Raw genomic sequence first — 17522 nt, 5'->3', positions numbered from 1 at the left:
CTAGCCCGTATCGCCCACTTCATACTATATTGTAACCCCACGCTATTTAACGATTTCCAACCTGTCGAGTTGCCAAATGCTGCGAGAGTAAATCACCTCGGTCTGGTACTTGGTGTCACTGTCATAGGGATATACGACCCATAGCGGACCTTTCTGCCGGCGGGACATCGCTGCGCCGTCCATCTCATAGGCGACAATCGGGTCCTGCGCCGAAATCGACTCCAAAGGAATCTCAACCGCGTAGTCATTGATCGCCGTTGCCCGGATCGTCGCGCCCTCTGCTCCGATCAGCTCCAGCAAGACCGACAGGGGAACGCCGACAAAGCGGGTCTCGCCTTCCGTCCAGATTGTTGAGGTTTCAAAGCTACGCCGCGGCAGCGCCAGCAACATTTCCATATCGAACTGCGCCGCCCCGTCGGGGCCGGTCTGCGCGATGTTGCCTGAAATGGTTAGGACAACCTCACCTGTCGGGGTCGCCAAATCTTCGGCTTGCGCAGACGTCAGGCAAAAGGTGAACACCGCTGCAAGGATCGCAAAAAACAGACGCATCTTAGTCTCCATTTCTTTGACCCTAAATAACAAGAAAGAGGTCAGTAGCGACAGATGGGCATGGGGATACGCACCTATCCGAACGGATAGGTGCCTCGGTCTCATGCGGCGGCTGACAGCAGGTTCATGCGCTGGCGCAACATGGATTTGAACCCGTCCCGCAGTTCTGCACGTTGCAACGCAAAGACGGTGGTTGCCTCAAGATACCCGGCGACCGACCCACAATCGAAGCGCTCTCCCTGAAAAGCGAAGCCGTAGCATCCGGTACTTTCGATATCGGATGCGATCGCATCGGTCAGTTGGATTTCGTTTCCCGCGCCGGGTGCCAATCCGTTCAGTTGATCGAATATCGAAGGTTGCAGCAGATATCGCCCGACGATGCCAAACTCGGACGGCGCCTCATCGGCGGAGGGCTTTTCGACCAACCCTTTCAGATACTGTACCTGCCCTGTCCTGTGCTCGATATCGACCACGCCATAGGCACCGATCCGGTCGGATGGAACCTCTTCGGTCGCGATCATGTGTCTGCCTTCAAAGTTCTGGACCATTTGCGCCAGGACCGGGCGCTGCGCGTGGATCACATCATCCGGCAGGATCACCGCGAAGGGTTCATCACCGACAATGTCACGTGCCAGAGAGACTGCGTGGCCCAGTCCGCGTGGGCTGTCTTGTTGGATAAAACTGTATGCCTCATCCTCAAGATTCGTGCGGCGCAAACGGTTCAGCAGGGTGGTTTTGCCGCCATCCTTCAGTTTGCGCTCCAGCCCCGGGTTCCGCCCAAAATACGTCTTCAGCGCGGATTGGCCAGTTGACGTGATAAAGATGAATTCAACAATCCCGGCGGCGCGGGCCTCGTCCACTGCATATTGGATCAAGGGGCGGTCGATCAACGGCAGCATTTCCTTGGTCACCGATTTGGTGGCCGGCAGAAACCTTGTGCCCAGACCTGCGACCGGGAAAACAGCTTTGCGAATACGGGTCATTTCAATGCTCCTAGGATTGATCAGTAAGCGCCTCTACCCGACACGACGGCACGTGCGGTCAATGCGATGAGAAATAGGTTCAGAAGGGGCGAGCGGGCGCGGACATAGGCCGTATCCAGTTCGATCATGCGGTCAAAGCCGATGCCCGCGCGGCCCGAAACCTGCCAGAGGCCAGTGATACCGGGACGCACCTGAAGGCGCTCCAGTGCTTGTTCTGGATAGGCGGCAACCTCTTCGGGTAAAGCCGGGCGCGGGCCAACCAACGACATATCCCCTTTCAGCACGTTGAAGATTTGCGGCAGTTCATCCAGCGAGCACCGGCGCAGAACTTTCCCGACACGGGTGATGCGTGGATCATTTTTAGCTTTGAAGCACACGCCCTCACGGTCCGAACGGGCGAGCAGGTCCGTACGCCGCGCTTCTGCGTCCTGCGTCATCGAGCGGAACTTGTACATCGTGAAAGGCACGCCGTTTCGACCGATCCGCGTCTGCCGAAAAAAAGCGGGGCCGCGACTGTCCAATCGCACCAATGCGGCGATTGCGGCCATGGGCAGGGCCAGAAGAGACAGCGCGACCACCGCCAAAGTGAGGTCCAGCAGGCGACATGCTGAGACCTTGGGAACAGAATTGTGCGCGGCACGCCCGAGGAATTCGAAATTGCCCAATAGATATCTGCGGGCCATGCGACGCGGCTCCATCGCCAACCGCCATGCCCACTCCATCCGGGCGCGCCGAACGATGCGCGGCGCACGGCGCACATTCCCGGCCAGGAAGTCAAACAAAGCACCCACACCCAGCGCGACGCGAGGGTCAAGCCGGTGGCGGTTCTGCGTAATCCACAACTCCTGCAGCGGGACGCCCATCGCGACCAACAGGATGTCGGCGCCGGACAGGTTGATATCGTCGATCGCCTCATCAACCCGCGCTGCACCTTCATAACCATCGCGCGCACCAGCCACGGCCAAATCGGGGATTATTTGCTGCAACCGCGCCGCCGCTGCCTGAGCTGTTCCGGGACGCCCCCCCAACAGGTAGACCGACTGCCCAAGACACGCCGCGCGTTTCAGCAGTTTGGGCACAAAGTCCGTACCGTTCAGGTTCTCGGCCAACTGGACGCCTTGCAACTTTGCCGCGACCTCTACCCCAACTCCGTCAGGTAGGATCATATCTGCCCGGGCCAATGCTGCTCGATAGGTATGGTTACGGGCCCGTATGTTTGCGCAATGTGCGTTCAGGAAAAATACCGTCCGGCGCGTCCCATCCAGCAGTTTTGAGATCACCTGCCCGGATTGGGCATTCACAACTGGCAAACCCAAAATCTCGGTCTTTTCCAGAGGTGGTATGGGTGTTGGCTGCGCGCCTTTGTACATATCTTGGACTGACAGGAACTGCATGGAACTCTCCGATCAACGATGACAATCTCTGGCTTCAGACTGCCGATGAGACCCTGCAACCGATAGGCGAGCATCCGGAGAGGGATCGGAGAATAGGTCTATTCAAACGACCCCGCAGCACATAGCGTGGTGGAAACGGCCCGCTGACCTATCCGATTGGATATTCACCTGTCCGTCAGGCAGGCTTCATGCCATGGGTTCAATGATTTATTAACGCATTTGGGTGTGGTTGGGGGCAGACGGAGATTTGAGATGAAAGTTCTTATTGCTGACGACCACAAGCTTATTTTGGACACGCTTGTCGCCTTTTTTGATGCCGCAGGCGGGATCGAGGTTGAAACGGCGCCGGATTTCCCAGCCGCGAAAACTCTGATTGAGAACGACGGAGCCTTTGATCTGGTCCTTCTGGACCTGAACATGCCCGGCATGAACGGGTTGAGCGGGCTTGAAACCTGCATCGCTTTGGACGGCGCCCAGCATGTGGCCCTGTTTACAGGAGACACCTCGCGCGATCTGGCACAACGCGCGCTGGAGCTTGGGGCGGCCGGTTTCGTTCCCAAAACTCTACCCGCAAAATCCCTAGTGAATGCGATCCGTTTCATGGCGATGGGGGAACAGTACCTTCCCGCAGGTTTCATGAACGCAGAGCAGCCGGAAGACTCCCACCCTATGGCTCAAAAACTCACAGAGCGAGAGCGGCAAGTTCTCAAAGGGCTGACTGAGGGCAAATCCAACAAGGAAATCGCCCGGGATCTGGACCTGTCAGAGCCGACGATCAAACTGCATATGAAGACTTTGTACCGCAAAGTTGGTGTCAGCAATCGAACGCAGGCCGCCTTGGCCGCGCGCGAGGCTGGGTTGTTCTAGGCGTCTTTATCCGAATGGATAGGAGGCGCTCCCAATCCCCTCGGCCCCTAGCCTACTGAGCGAATGATCAGCAATCAGATGCGGTGTATCACCCTTTTAAGAAAGGGTTTTTCCATGCCGCAACAGATTTCAAGCTCCTATGACTCCACGCACAACAAGCAATTTCTGCATTGGGCGCGCATTTCCCGATCCAATTTCAGAACACTCGGGTGGCGTCGCATCGTAAAGGGCGGGCGCCTTAGCGACATAGGCCGCCTGCCCCGTTACGTGGCACTGTTCCTTCTGGGGGCGAGTTGCATCTGGGCCCCAATCAGCGGATATCTGGCAACCGCGCCCGTCAAATACACCTCTCACGCCTCGCTGATCCTGCCGGGGTCTGGCGCTTCGGCATCGGTCAATCTGGCAAATATCGGTCAGGCATCCTCATATGCGAATTCTGCCTTTGCCAACGGGTCGATCAGCCCGACCGAGACGTATAAACGTTTGTTGTCGGCCGATCGCATCCTCGATGCGGCAGCCAAGGCGGTAGAGGCTGACCCGGATGCGTTTGGCAAGCCGCGGGTACAACTGGTCGATCAAACCAGCCTGATCCATATCGAGCTTCAGGCCGCCTCTCCGGCTGACGCTCAGCAATATGGTGACGCCCTAGTGGCCGCCTTTTTCGCCGAGATTGACGCCCTGCGCGCCGATGAAATTGCCACCCGTGAGGCCAGCAATACGGGCGCGATCGAAGACTACACGCGCGCAATTCAGGCCACGCGGGCCGAGATCAAAAAGCTGCAGTCGCAAAGCGGTCTGATATCAGTCGCGCAATACCAACAGCAGGTCGCCGCTAATGACCGTGCAAAGCAGGAACTGCGAAAGCAGGAGAGCGAGCTGGCACGCCAATCGGAACGTGTCGCCGCGCTTCAAGTCGCGTTGAATCTGCCCTCTGACGCAGCGGCGGCAACACTGAAACTCTATGCCGATGCGCAGTACCTATCGTTGCTTGAGGACGTGTCGGTGGGGGCTGCAAAGCTGGCGCAAGCTGACGCGACCTATGGATCGCGCCACCCGATCTATGTGAATGCCCAAAACGACTATGAAGGGGCGCGTTCAGTTGCGTTACAACGCGCGTCGCAGGTGACGGGCTTGACGGCCGAGCAGCTCGGTGGACTGGATCGCGCGCCGGAAGGGCAACGGGCGCAGCTACTTAGTGAGTTGGTGCGCGAAGATGCCTTGCGGGCCGGATTGGACAAGCATGTCGCAACACTGCGCGCACAAATTCGTCTGGAAACTCTGCGCCTCTCAGACCTCGCCCACATCGCCGCTGAGCTGGAGGATCGGCAGAGAGATTTCGCCGTGGCAGAAGCCGTGTTCGCCTCTGCCATCGCCCGGTCTGAGTCGAAAAAGACCGATGTCTATGCCTCCTACCCTTTGATCCAAGTGCTAGAGAACCCGTCTCTGCCGACTAGCCCGTCTTCACCAAACAAGAAGATCTCGATTGCCGCCGGGATCGCTGCAAGCCTTATGCTGCTGATGGGCTTGGTGTTGGCATGGATCCGAAACCCGCTGATCTCAAGGCTGCTGAAAGAGCAGAAAGAGGCCGCCGTTTAATGCATGTGGCCCCTCAGACCCCGGCCGAAAAGATCGTCTGGTACACGCTGATCTGGACGTGGCCGTTCTACGGGCTCGGTGCGCTCTATGTTGTCGGTCCAGTGCTGGGTTGGATGTTGGCTGCGATGGCCGGATTGTCACTTTACCTTGGCCCGGCGATCCGCTCGGACATGCGCGCAACCGGCCCCGTCCCCGCCTTGGTCTGGGTCTGGAGCGTTAGCATGCTAGTGATGCTGGTCTCACTTTGGGCAGGCCACGCGGATTGGAATCTCGGCACCACGAAAACGATCAAATCGAGCATCGGATGGGCCAAGGGTTGGGCGCTGATCCCGTTGTTTATCCTAGCAGGGGCGGTTTTACCAATCCGGCGCGAGGTTCTGGTCAGAGGACAATGCGTACTGGGCCTTTGGACCTTGTGCCTTCTGCCGTTGCTAGTGGTCGCCCCCTATGCCGGACTGCCGCATCTGCTTTTTACGTCTCCGTTGAAAGCAGTTGGCGGCCCAGGGCCTGAGTATTTCTCGGTCTACCTGTACACAATCGACCCGGCCAGCAGCACACCGCGTTGGCAGTTCTTTGCGCCCTGGTCACCATTTGCGGCCCTGTTGGGCGTCTGCATGGTCTTGTTTGCCCTTGAAGAAAAGCACCGCAGCTGGAGGGTGATCGGTTTGGCTACCGGAGTTCTGATGATCCTGATGTCGAAGTCCCGCATGGGCTTGGTCGGATTGGTGGTCTGCTCGCTGACACCCCGCCTCTTGCCACTTGTTGCCCGCAGCTTGGGGTGGATTCTATTGTCTACAGTCACCACCACCGTAGCCGTCTGGGGCGCCGCCTTTGTCGAGTTCGGTAACCGAGCCCTCTACAGCTTCAAATCCGCGCGCGCCGACAGTACCCGCGTACGCGAAACGCTGCAGCGCGTCGCATATGAACGATGGCAATCAGACGCAATGGTTTTCGGGCACGGCACGGTCAGACCAGGAGCGCATCTTGTTGAGTACATGCCGATCGGCAGCCATCACACCTGGTACGGATTGCTATTCGTCAAAGGGCTGACCGGATTTGCCGCGTTTCTCATCCCTTTCCTCGTTCATTTCGCAATCGTCACCTTTGACGCCATAAAGTCGGAACGCGGGAGGCTGCCGCTCGGGCTGTTGCTCACAGTTCTCCTGCTGACTTTTGGAGAGAACGTCGAAATCCAAACTTATCTACTCTGGCCGTCCTTGTTGGCACTCGGATGTCATCTGAGGGAGATCAAAGCGGCGGGTCCATTACATGCCACATCGGATTGGGTCTCATGACCTTGTCCCAAAGCGCTGCTGAGTATGACTGGACGCGACGGGCACGAGTCTGCCTGCCGAGGTATTGCCGCTGCGGATTGGACAACCGTGTTAGACGACAACTTTCCCTCGGCTGCGCCCGAGGACTGCACCGCTATTGGCAGTCGCCTCCTGACCCAAGACGGGCGAGGACAGTGTGCTGACATAATGCGGCACTACAGGCCCGAAACCTCCCTTCGCCTAAATGATCCGCCGCGCAGAAAACCTGCGCGGCGGGCACTTCATTTAATCGACGATCTCGCTGTAGTCCCCGCGGACTTGAACCATCACTGATACGTCACCAGAGTCGCGGTTGCGCCAGAACCAGCCATGTTCACCGGCAAAGGCCGCTTCAATCGTGCCCTCGGCACCGGTCGACCCGCGGCCTTTCTCATAGGTGATCGACTGACCGCCACCGTGACCATGTAGGTCGAAATTCACCCGACCGCCTGTAACGACCATACGGTACTCAGCCGTTGCGCCTTCTTCCATGACCAGCTTCCATTCAGCCGACTCTCCGGGCGTCAGTATAAAGCTGGTTTCGTCCTGCCAGACCTCGGCCTCCTGCGCATGAGCGGACCCGACAAACAGGCCAAAGACGTCGTTCAGCAGGCTCGACTGATCCTGGCTTTCGAGTTTGCGGTCTGCTTCGGCTTCGTCTGCAAGTTGCGATTTAATCTCGCCCATCTCTTGCAGCCCGAGCACGCGGCCAACGCCAGTCGGGTCGATCCCGTATTCGGCCGGCAGAACCACCGTGACAAGGATCGCGACGGCAGACGCACCTGCAATGACGGTCGAGCGGATAAGCTGAGCCGAGCTTGGCAGTTCTTCAAGACTTGGTCTTTCTGTGTTGAACATTTTCTGAACTCCGTTACGCGGCAACAAAATAGCCGGTGATCTGATAGCCCATCAGAATGAACCCGAGGGTCATCATGATGACGTTTACGCTGTAAGCTTGCTGGAAGAAGTAAGGGCTTTTGCGCCAGAACCCCATGACGATAAGGATGATCGCAAGGGCTGTAAGCTGGCCAAGTTCCACACCCACGTTGAACGCCAACAGATTGGCAAGAAGCCCTTCCGGAGCGATATCATAGTCGAGGATTTTGGTCGCCAGACCCATGCCGTGGAACAGGCCAAAGATCAGCGTCGCGACTTTGGTATTCGGCTGAAACCCCAACCAGCGCTGGAACGCACCAAGATTGTCGAGCGCCTTGTAGACAACCGAAAGGCCGATAATGGCGTCGACGATATATGCGTTTACGCCCCAGCCGAACCAAACGCCCAACAGCATTGTTGTCGAGTGACCGATCGCAAAGAGGCTGACATAGATGCCGACATCTTTGGCTCGGTAGAGAAAGAACACAACGCCAAGCAGGAATAGGATGTGATCGTAGCCTGTGACCATGTGTTTGGCGCCAAGATACATGAAGGGGATGATGTTCACGCCCCAGATTTCCTGGATATAGCCCGCATCGCCTTCAGTGACGTTATGAGCCAGCACCTGAGACGTGCTCAGCGCCAGATTGGTTATAATGAGGGCCAGCAGGAGCGTCGCGCGCCTGTCCAGACCCCGTGAGATTAGATTCATGGATGTTCTCCGTTGTTATGTGATGTCGAAAACCCCGATTGGGGCGACGTCACACGCGCGGAGGTCGGTCTATACCGTAGTTCTTGGTTGGGCCGTCCGGCACTCGGTCGAACGCCCTGTCATCTGAGAGCGAGGCCAGTGACAGCGCATTTTCCGGTTCCGGTATGACCATTTGGCTGTGGTCGTGATCTGCACCATCATGACTGTGCCCGTGCATCGCCCACAACAAATCTTCTTCAAAGCCATGAGTATGCCCGTGCTCTGCAATGATCAGCAAATGCTCCTGCACGGTTTCAATCACTGTCGGGGCATGGCCCACGTTTGGCTGAAGCGACCAAAATATCAAAGACAGGCAGAGGAAAGCTGCCATCGCATTCTGCGTATATCTTTGAACTGCTCTCACGTCTTCAGCGCCTCAGCGGCTTTCTATATCCCCCCCAGGGGTTATCCCGACTTATATGATAAAACCACAAATGCTCGCAAGCCATCCAGCACGTACAACGCGGCAGAAACGTGCCTAAGAGCCTCTGCGGTCTCTTTGGCGCCTAGGGTCGGTTGGCAGTAGCTCTATTGAACAACCAAGAAACCTTCCAACGAAGTAACAGCAGTTCCTTCAAGGATGACGCGGTTGCCATCCGCTTCACAAGCAAGGACTCCGCCTCGCGCAGAAAGCTGACGAGCCAACAAGTGTTTTTTCTTCAGTCTCCGAGACCAGTATGGCGTCAAACAGCAGTGTGAAACGCCTGATACGGAATCTTCTGGCACACCATTTGCCGGGGCAAAGAACCGTGAAACGAAATCAAATTCCCCTGTCCCTTGCGCCGATATGATCACTGCGGGCAATGGTAGTTTTGCCAGAGCAGCAAAATCCGGAGCACAGCTCAGAATATCATTTTCGCTCTCAAAAACAGCCAGATAGTGCTTTGCGGCCAACAAAGCCGAGGGCTTCTTCCCAAGTGCTTCGATCAGCCCCATGGGGACATCGACCACCTCTGGCACAAGTGCGGGCATATCCAGACGCAATCCGTTTTCCCCAGGTCGAACGGTCATCCGGGCGGATTTGGAATGGAAGGTGACCGCCTCCAACCCGACCTCGAGATTGGAGAATACGATCTGAGCGGCCGCAAGGGTCGCGTGCCCGATCATATCCACCTCGCGCGTAGGGGTGAACCAACGTATGTCGAATTCGGCATGCTCCGCGCGGTTGCGCGCATTTGCTCGCGGAACAAAAAACACCGTTTCAGATTGGTTCAGTTCACTCGCGATGGATTGCATGACCTGTACAGGCAGCCATTGATCCAGTGGGCAAACGCCAGCAGGGTTTCCGCTGAGCGTGCGGTCTGAAAAGGCATCGACGATAAAGGTTCGAAGTTTCATCCCTAGCCGTCAACATTCGGGCGCGGGATTGTGAACGCCCCGTCGTTTTCAATGGCAAAGGCGGCACGAAGAACCGTGCTTTCTTCGAAATACCTGCCAATCAGCTGCAACCCAATCGGCAATCCTTCCGAGTGCATTGCACAGGGCATCGTCAGCGCAGGATGGCCAGACATGTTGAAGAAGGTGGTAAAGCGCGTGATGGCATTGCCAACTGCTTCTTCCACACCGTCACGGGTTGTCTTCACGGTTCCCAGCTTTTGCGCAATTTCCGGCGTCGCTGGCGTCAGGATCAGGTCGACCTCTTCAAACAACGCGTTGGTCTCTTGCCGATAGAGTTCTACGAAGCGCTTGGCCCGGATGTAGTGTTCCGCCAGGAGAACCGTGACTATCGCAGATTCAGGAATTGCGGTGCCCTCAAAGGCAACCGTAGACGAGATCCAAGAACAAATCTTGGAGCGCATCTGCTTCGCGCACTACCCTCCGGGCACTCAACTGAAAGAGGCTGCGCTTGCCAAGGAATTCGGAGTCAGCAGAACCCCCGTCAGAGATGCCATCGCGCGCATCGGGCATCTTGGGTTGGTAGAGACGCGCAATGGTGTCGGCACCGTTGTCATCGAGCTTTCAGCAGAACGGGTCCGCCATCTTTACGAAATGAGGATGGAGCTTGCCCAGATGATCGGGGCCTTGTCGCCGATCACTGTCACAAAATACCACCGCGAAGAAGCGCGTTCGATCCATGAAAAAGCCGTCGCGCTGCGCGAGCGGCTGGACTCTCAGGAATACGTAAAACTGAACCAACGCCTACAGACCCTGATCACATCTCTGATCGGAAACCACTCTCTGCGCGAATTCTGGAACCAGGCATATTTCCAGTCGTCCAGCGTCTGGCATCGCATGGAACAGATTGTTGGCGTAGTTGCCTACGACTCATTGGTGCGAGAGACCTCTGATTTGGCCAACGCACTAGAGCGTGAAGACATCGCCGCCGTCGGATTTCTGCAGAGAGTCTACATCGGATATGCTTTTCAACTGATTGAGACACATCTTTTGAAACGGCAAGAAGAAGGTGAGTTTTGAGCCAATTGCTCAATGGCCGTAGAAGGTTTTCTTAGAATTTCAGAAAAATAGGTTTCGGCAGATCAACTCGCCTTTCCCATTGGCACAACCGCATTCTGGTTAGATTCTGAACCATTAGGAGCAAACGCTTCTGTTCGCCTAGAATTAAACCTTGGGCACCAACGTAAACAAGAACTTCACAGCCCGGGTGTTTTGTGAAGCGACTTTCAGTAGAGTTGCACGCTGCCCTACGCTTCTCGACAGACCCTCAGAAAGCGGCGTTTATCATACGCACGCAGAATGATTGTGACGTCCCCTATTCGGCCATTGCAACTTCTCGCGGCATGTCAGCTCAGAGCCTCAGCGCAATTTCTATCACTCTGACTACCTTGCAAAAAAGGTTGCAGCCAAAGCTTCTAATGACGACACCCAATCCTCGGTTGCGCACTGACCCCTACAACTAGCGTTGTTTTCATTGACACATTGCCTTGCATGCGATCCGCTGAGCTACGTCATCTGTTTTAACGCAAGGATTTGAAGTCATGCCAGAATCGCTCAATCTGCATAAATTTGAAAACCTAAGTCCTTTCCAAATCAAAGACGAACTTATCAAGTTGGCGCAAAAAGAGGCGCGGCAGATGGCTTTGCCATATCTAAATGCCGGTCGAGGGAACCCAAACTGGATCGCCACCAAAGCGCGTGAGGCATTTTTCCTTTTGGGGCAGTTCGCCATGACAGAAGCTCAGCGCCATCGGAATGAGCCGGAGGTCGGTCTGGCTGGCATGCCGCAAGGGCCAGGCTGCTATGATCGGCTCAAAACGTACTGCGCCAAGTCGATTGAAGGAAACGGCCCTCCCGGTGCGGATACTTTGGTGGCAGTCGTTGATTTTGCGATTGAGAAATTTGGATTTACGCCAGACGATTTCGTGCTTGAGTTGACCGATGGCATTGTCGGTGACCATTACCCTATGCCCGACCGTTGCATGGAGCACAACGAAGCGATTGTGCATGAATACGTTATGTGGGCGATGTGCGCTGGGCACCGGCCGGATGCGAAGTTCGATATCTACGCGGTCGAGGGTGGAACCGCAGCGATGTGTTATATCTTCAAAGCGCTCAAGAACCAGAGATTGCTGAATGCCGGTGACACGATTGCGTTGGGTACACCGATTTTCACACCCTATCTGGAGATGCCGGTCCTTGAAGATTATGGGCTGAACACTGTGGATGTATCTTCGAAAGAAGAGGACCACTTCCAACTGAACGACGAAGATTTCGAAATTCTGTCCGACCCGAAAGTCAAAGCACTCTTTCTGGTTAACCCGGGTAATCCGTCTTCAGTCGCTATCAGCCCCGAAGTCTCTGCTCGGCTTGTCGAGTTCGTAAAGACCCGCCGCCCGGACCTGATCATTTTGACTGACGACGTGTACGGGACCTTCGTTCCAAACTTTCAATCTATCCTGGGGCATCTGCCTGAGAACACTATCGGGGTTTATTCCTACTCCAAGTATTTTGGTTGCACCGGCTGGCGTCTAGGCGCGATTTTGGTGGCTGAGAATAACATCTTCGACAAGATGATCGCGGATGCTCCGGACGAAACCAAAGCCGTCGTCAACGCACGGTACGAAACACTGACGCCTGATCCATCCTCGTTCAAATTCATCGACCGGATCGTCGCCGACAGCCGCGATGTTGCGCTGAACCACACTGCGGGTCTGTCGCTGCCACAACAGGTGATGATGACCTTGTTTTCACTCGTCGAGCTTATGGACGAAGAGAAGGCCTATCAGAAACTCTGCTGGGGTATTCTGAAACATCGCTTTGACGAGTTGGTCGACGGGATGGGCATCGAAGTTCCCGACAACCCGCTTTTCGACAAATACTACGGTATTATCGACTTCGAATTCTGGCTTCGCAAATACGTCGGCGAAGAGGTTGTCGAGTGGATCAAAGAGAATGTCCACCCGCTGGATATATCCTTCAAACTGGCTCAGGACCACGGGATCGTGTTGCTGAATGGATCGGGCTTTGACGCGCCTAACTGGTCGGCGCGGGTATCCTTCGCCAATTTGGATGATAATGCTTACCGTCAGATCGGAAGAGCGGTGCGCGCGGTGGCCACAGGCTACGTGCAGGCCTACCGTGCCTCGAAAGGACTTCCTTTGCACGGTTGAAATCTCGCAACAGCGCAAAGCAACGGATCAGCATGATGATCGGTAAACATGCTGATCTCACCCTTCTAAGCCAAGACCCTGGTTGTTGTACGGTCTGACTTACGGAACAAAAGCCACAACCAACGGTCCCCAGAGTGTCAGGAAGATATTGGCCACGGCGTAGGTCATTGTGAAGGCCGGTGTGGGTGTCGAGTTCCCGGCTTTTTCCAAGAGTGTCGCAAAACCGGGATTGCCCGAGCGTGATCCGGTCACAACCGCGCAGGCCTCAACCGGGTTCTTAATACGCAGGGCGAAGTAGTTGATCGGGAACTGCACGATCATGGGCATCAATGTAACCACAACACCCAAAAGCAGAAGTATGATCCCATATTCCTGAATTGCCTCTAGTGCAGGTTTGCCTGCATTTAGGCCAACGACGCCAACAAACACAGCTAAACCAAAGCTCTGAAGGAAATTCGCGGCCCCACGGTTAATACCGCCGATCTTGGGTTGCCGGATGCGCAAATAGCCAATGATCAAACCTGTAACCAGGCAACCGAGGCCGGACCCCAAAGCCACCTTCGTTCCTGCGATGACAAAACTGATCTCTCCGATCAGATAGCCGATGGCCACACCGATCCCCAATGCAATGAAATTGGTTACCGAGGCCGAAGGCGGCACATAGCCCGCAACCTTGGCAACTCGGTTCAAGTCGTCCTTGTGACCGACAATACTGATCTCGTCACCTGCGTGGATCTCAGTATTGTGCAGGACGGGGACATCATGGCCCATGCGAGTGATCTTTGAGATATGAACACCGCGCCTTTGATCTGCCGTCAGAGCTTCGCGCAGTTCTGCCAAGGTTTTACCGGTCAGTTTGCGGTTGGTGACCACGACGTTGCGACGTTCCTCCACAACCGTCAGTTCAGGGGGATACTCTCCGATTTCACCACTGGCGCTCCCCTCGAACTGGGTCAAAGTCGCGACGAGGCCGGAGACGACCACCGTGTCTCCGGCATTGACTATCGTTTCGGGGGTCGGATCCACAGGAGCGCCATCGTGGAGCAATCGTTCTACGATCAGATCGCCATCATAGCCGCTTTCGATGTCCTTGACGGACTTTCCGGCAATGCTTGCATCGCCATTTACCTGATAGGCCCGGGCGTCAAACCGGTTCATGGGAAGGAATTCTCCTTCCTCTAGTTTAGGGCCACCGCCGCCGAGTTTCTGAGCCAACTTAATCGCTTCTTGCCGCAGATCGACACGCATGATGATGGGAATGATGCTAACTGCCAATATCGGGCCGATTGAGCCGAAGATGTAAGTAACCGAGTATCCTACGGCGATGTTGGTTTTCAGTTTTTCCGCCTCATCAGCGGCAAGCCCAAGCAGATCGATGGCGTTTCCAGCGGTGCCAATGATTGCAGATTGTGTCAGGCCGCCAGCGGCCAACCCCGCGGCCAGCCCTTTGTCCAAGCCCGCCAACCGAGCAACAACGACTACAAAAAACAACCCCCAGAGGGTCATCATAAACGCGGCCAGTAGCTTGGTCAGCGCAGTTCGGTTCAAGGCTGCAAAAAACTGAGGCCCGCCGTTGTAGCCGACCATGAATATGAAGAGGGAAAAGAATACATTCTGAACATCGGTGCTAAGGTTGATACCACCGATCTGGCCAATGAAGACTGCCACCAACAACGTGCCCGCAATGCCCCCCAATTCGAACTTGCCGACCCGAAACTTTCCGACGCCGTATCCAAGACCCAGACAAAGAAACAATGCCATGATCGGGAAGGCGCGAAGCTGTTCTGTAATCAATTCCATTATTTAATCTCCAGGGTTCAAACGCTGGTCATTTCTCCTAAAGATACAGCGCCCTACTGTATTGAAAACAAAAAAATTTAGACACCCGACGTCGTGCGGACTTTATGAAGCCATTCGGAACAGTTTCTTGAAATATTCGGGTGAACTTGAAATCTAAAAAACTATTTTCGAAACGTAGATCACGCCATTCCCTCTTTGCCTTTTGGGAAAGAGCTTTTGCCATTTCGATGGATTCCTATGCTCTCTTCGACCATTTTCAGATATTCACCTAAACTGCAGCGAGTGGAGGTTGTTTTTCCGACCTATCCTGCAGGAATGAAGCGATAACATTGAACCTCTGGCTACTGTGTACAGAACAGCGTCGTCGTGAGCGCAGTTAAGTCTTTGGCCTCTTCTTCCCGATTTGTGCGACAGAGCCAAAGGTTACGCAGTTTGACAGGAGTTAGCGCGATTTCTTCAGCTACTGGTGCAGAAATTTCAGTCTGGGTGAAACGCTGTCTTCCGATCTGCAAAAATGGAGCGTGCAACAAGTTGTGAAAGCCGGCACCGACCAAAGGTTGCCCGCCAAAAGTACTCTCATATGAGGCTCAAAACCTGATCCGAAAACTGGCGCCGTGTTCTCGGGTCATCGTCTCGATCACTGCATTTGCTTGTTTCAATACAGCGGAAACAATGGACAAGCCCAAGCCAGTACCACCTTGATCCCGTCTTGTCGTGAAGAAGGGCTCGCTGATGCGCGTGCTGTTGCGCGGGGAAATTCCCGTGCCGTCGTCAGCGACAATCAAGCTGTTTGAAGCTGCATCAAATGTAATGTCGACACGTGTTGCCCCGTGCTGGAATGCATTTTGCAAAAGATGATGCAGAACAATGTGCCCCTGATCTTTGGACAATGGTAGGCGCGTGTCGGAAGGCGCGTGACACTCAATGACGTGCTCTGAAAACTCGGCTGATGCGGCTTGGACAATATCCGCCAATGGCGTTGGGGTCGCGTCAGTTTGAATGCTGGCCCGGGCCAGTTCGCGAAGACGCACCAGCAGAGCGTTCATGCGCAGACCTTCCTCCTTTATGTTGTGAACCAGTTTCTGATTTCGGTCACCGGGTAGAGCAGATGGTCCTTCAGACAACAGCTCGGCCGCACCAAGAATTGCGGTGACCGGCGATTTCAACTCATGTGTGACATGGCTCGTGTAAGTTTCAATCGCTGTGGAACGTTCTGACAAGGTTGCGGCCATAGAAACGACGTTGTTGCCCAAATCTGCCAATTCCCTCACCCCATAGTGTGGCACCGGGTCAGGCGTTGGCTTCGACCCGTTTGCGACATCTCGGCTTTGACTGCTGAGGTCGCGGATTGGCTTCGAGACCAGTCGCCACATCATCCAACCGACCCCGACCGCAGACACCAGCATGAACACGGCAACAGAACCCAGTGTGAACCGTTCCTGAAACAGAAACTTCCTCAGATCCATGGGCGTGCGCGACAGGTAAACGGAGCCAATAACCCGATTGCCCAACACAACGGGATGTGCAACGAACACGCGGTATGACGTATCCCTGCTGATCGAATTCAGAAGATGCCTCTCAGACGGATTGTCCCGATGCCGCAACACAGAAATGGTTTCCCCCTGCAGAGCTTGAGACACTTCCGGGACATGCAGAAAGGACCCGGTGACGGATCCACTGCTGGCAATGACCCGACCAGAATGATCAGTGAAAACATATCCCGACAGAGTCGTCTTCTTTGCAGACATGGCCAACTGGGACAACGTTTGAGACATCGCCGCGTATGGCGCAGCCAAAGGTTCATCTATTGAAACCGGATCAGGTCTGGGCGGTGAAACCTTACCGCGAAGCAGGTCCAAACTGGGTGCTATGGGATGAAAGTCCTGCTCAAGCCGCGTGATCTGTTCGGCGGACAAGCTGTGGCCAACATCGGGCGTATGTTGGAACTCTGAGAAAACCGCAGCATACACCTCGGCAAAGATAACCGCCTGAGACAGCAGGCTGCGTTCCGTTTCACGCGCGAACTGGTTGCTGGATAAGCGAGCGCCCAGGACGCTTATGATTGGAAGCGTCACCAATGCGATGCAGACCAACGCAATCACCAGTGCGAGCGAAGGCCGCCATTTTTTCTTGACGGTCAGCACCGACAAACGCCCAATTTTACACCAACCCCGTGCACGGTCTGGATCAGGTCTGGATAGCCCGACGCCCGTGCCTTTTGACGGATATTGCGAATATGGCTGTCAACTGTGCGACCGGACAGGTAGGTGTTGTGACCATAGACCATTTCGATGAGCTGCGACCGCCCGAAGACCCTGCTTGGTGCCTTGGCGAGGATAGATAGCACCGAGAACTCGATCCCGGTCAGCTGAATTTCGGTTTCCGCTAGGGTGCAACGATGGGCGCTGTGATCCAGCCGTAGATCCTGAAAAACCGTCACACCATCGGGCGCCTTTGTGGCTGCCGAGCGCGCGAGAATGGCTTTGATCCGAAGTACCAACTCGCGCGGGCTGAAAGGCTTAGTGACATAGTCATCGCCACCAAGTTGAAACCCAAGAATGCGGTCGATCTCATCATCCCGTGCCGTCAGAAACAAGATAGGTACGGTTGAAGTTTTACGCAGCTCCTTGCACGTTTCCAACCCGTCCATTTCGGGCATTCCGATATCCAGAACAACCAAGTCAGTCGGGGTTTTTCTGAACAGCTCTAATGCATCCTGACCAGTGCCCGCTTCGGTGGTTTGAAAACCGGAATCTTCCAGTGCAAAACGTACGACATCGCGGATACGGGCATCATCATCTACGATTAGAATGTTGTTCACGGTA

16 protein-coding genes are annotated in these 17522 nt (G+C 55.3%); 5 read left to right on the top strand and 11 right to left on the bottom strand.

The window, feature by feature from the left end; all coding sequences use genetic code 11:
• Positions 1–42: 42 nt before the first annotated feature.
• The 3 genes from ACR0I8_RS08465 to ACR0I8_RS08455 all read right to left on the bottom strand — a co-directional run bounded on the left by ACR0I8_RS08465 (position 43) and on the right by ACR0I8_RS08455 (position 2926).
• Positions 43–549 (bottom strand): molybdopterin-dependent oxidoreductase, encoded by a 507-nt coding sequence (locus ACR0I8_RS08465; protein ID WP_170690812.1) that lies wholly within the window; start codon positions 547–549, stop codon positions 43–45.
• A 101-nt stretch (positions 550–650) separates the two neighbouring features.
• A complete protein-coding gene (locus ACR0I8_RS08460) occupies positions 651–1532 on the bottom strand; it encodes a UTP--glucose-1-phosphate uridylyltransferase (RefSeq protein ID WP_170690814.1) in 882 nt (293 codons plus the stop codon).
• A 20-nt stretch (positions 1533–1552) separates the two neighbouring features.
• Entirely contained in the window at positions 1553–2926 is a 1374-nt protein-coding gene (locus tag ACR0I8_RS08455) for a WecB/TagA/CpsF family glycosyltransferase (RefSeq protein WP_480703018.1), read from the bottom strand.
• 252 nt (positions 2927–3178) lie between these two features.
• On the opposite strand from ACR0I8_RS08455, the gene ACR0I8_RS08450 reads away from it, so the two are divergent.
• The 3 genes from ACR0I8_RS08450 (at position 3179) to ACR0I8_RS08440 (ending at position 6684) form a co-directional block, all read left to right on the top strand.
• Positions 3179–3793 carry a response regulator transcription factor gene (locus tag ACR0I8_RS08450; RefSeq protein ID WP_170375793.1) on the top strand — a complete coding sequence of 205 codons (615 nt, stop codon included), beginning with the start codon at positions 3179–3181 and terminating at the stop codon, positions 3791–3793.
• 114 nt (positions 3794–3907) lie between these two features.
• Positions 3908–5389 carry a GumC domain-containing protein gene (locus ACR0I8_RS08445; protein ID WP_170690815.1) on the top strand — a complete coding sequence of 494 codons (1482 nt, stop codon included), beginning with the start codon at positions 3908–3910 and terminating at the stop codon, positions 5387–5389.
• Entirely contained in the window at positions 5389–6684 is a 1296-nt protein-coding gene (locus ACR0I8_RS08440) for an O-antigen ligase domain-containing protein (RefSeq protein WP_170690817.1), read from the top strand. Before ACR0I8_RS08445 ends, ACR0I8_RS08440 begins: the two co-directional genes overlap by 1 nt.
• A 264-nt stretch (positions 6685–6948) precedes the next feature.
• Here ACR0I8_RS08440 and ACR0I8_RS08435 read toward each other — a convergent pair whose 3' ends face one another.
• The 5 genes from ACR0I8_RS08435 to ACR0I8_RS08415 all read right to left on the bottom strand — a co-directional run bounded on the left by ACR0I8_RS08435 (position 6949) and on the right by ACR0I8_RS08415 (position 10128).
• A complete protein-coding gene (locus ACR0I8_RS08435; RefSeq protein ID WP_170690819.1) occupies positions 6949–7560 on the bottom strand; it encodes a transmembrane anchor protein in 612 nt (203 codons plus the stop codon).
• 13 nt (positions 7561–7573) lie between these two features.
• Complete coding sequence (locus ACR0I8_RS08430) at positions 7574–8290, bottom strand: HupE/UreJ family protein (RefSeq protein WP_170690821.1); 717 nt, start codon at positions 8288–8290, stop codon at positions 7574–7576.
• Between the two features lie 49 nt (positions 8291–8339).
• Positions 8340–8660, bottom strand: coding sequence for a hypothetical protein (locus ACR0I8_RS08425; RefSeq protein ID WP_170690822.1), 321 nt, complete (start codon positions 8658–8660; stop codon positions 8340–8342).
• A gap of 197 nt (positions 8661–8857) precedes the next feature.
• Entirely contained in the window at positions 8858–9667 is an 810-nt protein-coding gene (locus ACR0I8_RS08420) for a PhzF family phenazine biosynthesis protein (protein WP_170690824.1), read from the bottom strand.
• Positions 9668–9669: 2 nt separating this feature from the next.
• The gene (locus ACR0I8_RS08415; RefSeq protein WP_170690826.1) at positions 9670–10128 is read right to left on the bottom strand and encodes an amidase family protein; all 459 of its coding nucleotides are present in this window, start codon (positions 10126–10128) and stop codon (positions 9670–9672) included.
• Here ACR0I8_RS08415 and ACR0I8_RS08410 point away from each other — a divergent pair.
• Entirely contained in the window at positions 10118–10744 is a 627-nt protein-coding gene (locus ACR0I8_RS08410; protein ID WP_480703015.1) for a GntR family transcriptional regulator, read from the top strand. The two genes, ACR0I8_RS08415 and ACR0I8_RS08410, sit on opposite strands and share 11 nt — an antisense overlap.
• Before the next feature lie 521 nt (positions 10745–11265).
• Complete coding sequence (locus ACR0I8_RS08405; protein WP_170690829.1) at positions 11266–12897, top strand: bifunctional aspartate transaminase/aspartate 4-decarboxylase; 1632 nt, start codon at positions 11266–11268, stop codon at positions 12895–12897.
• Positions 12898–12996: 99 nt separating this feature from the next.
• Here ACR0I8_RS08405 and aspT read toward each other — a convergent pair whose 3' ends face one another.
• From aspT to ACR0I8_RS08390, 3 genes are all read right to left on the bottom strand, one after another.
• Entirely contained in the window at positions 12997–14697 is a 1701-nt protein-coding gene (gene aspT / locus ACR0I8_RS08400; RefSeq protein ID WP_170690831.1) for an aspartate-alanine antiporter, read from the bottom strand.
• Positions 14698–15284: 587 nt separating this feature from the next.
• The gene (locus ACR0I8_RS08395) at positions 15285–16070 is read right to left on the bottom strand and encodes an ATP-binding protein (protein ID WP_480703078.1); all 786 of its coding nucleotides are present in this window, start codon (positions 16068–16070) and stop codon (positions 15285–15287) included.
• 764 nt (positions 16071–16834) lie between these two features.
• On the bottom strand, positions 16835–17518 hold the full coding sequence (locus tag ACR0I8_RS08390; protein WP_170690834.1) for a response regulator transcription factor: 684 nt from the start codon (positions 17516–17518) through the stop codon (positions 16835–16837).
• Positions 17519–17522: the final 4 nt, after the last annotated feature.

The sequence above is a fragment of the Ruegeria sp. BG9 genome (assembly GCF_056538305.1).
This window is presented reverse-complemented; position numbering and strand designations above follow the sequence as displayed.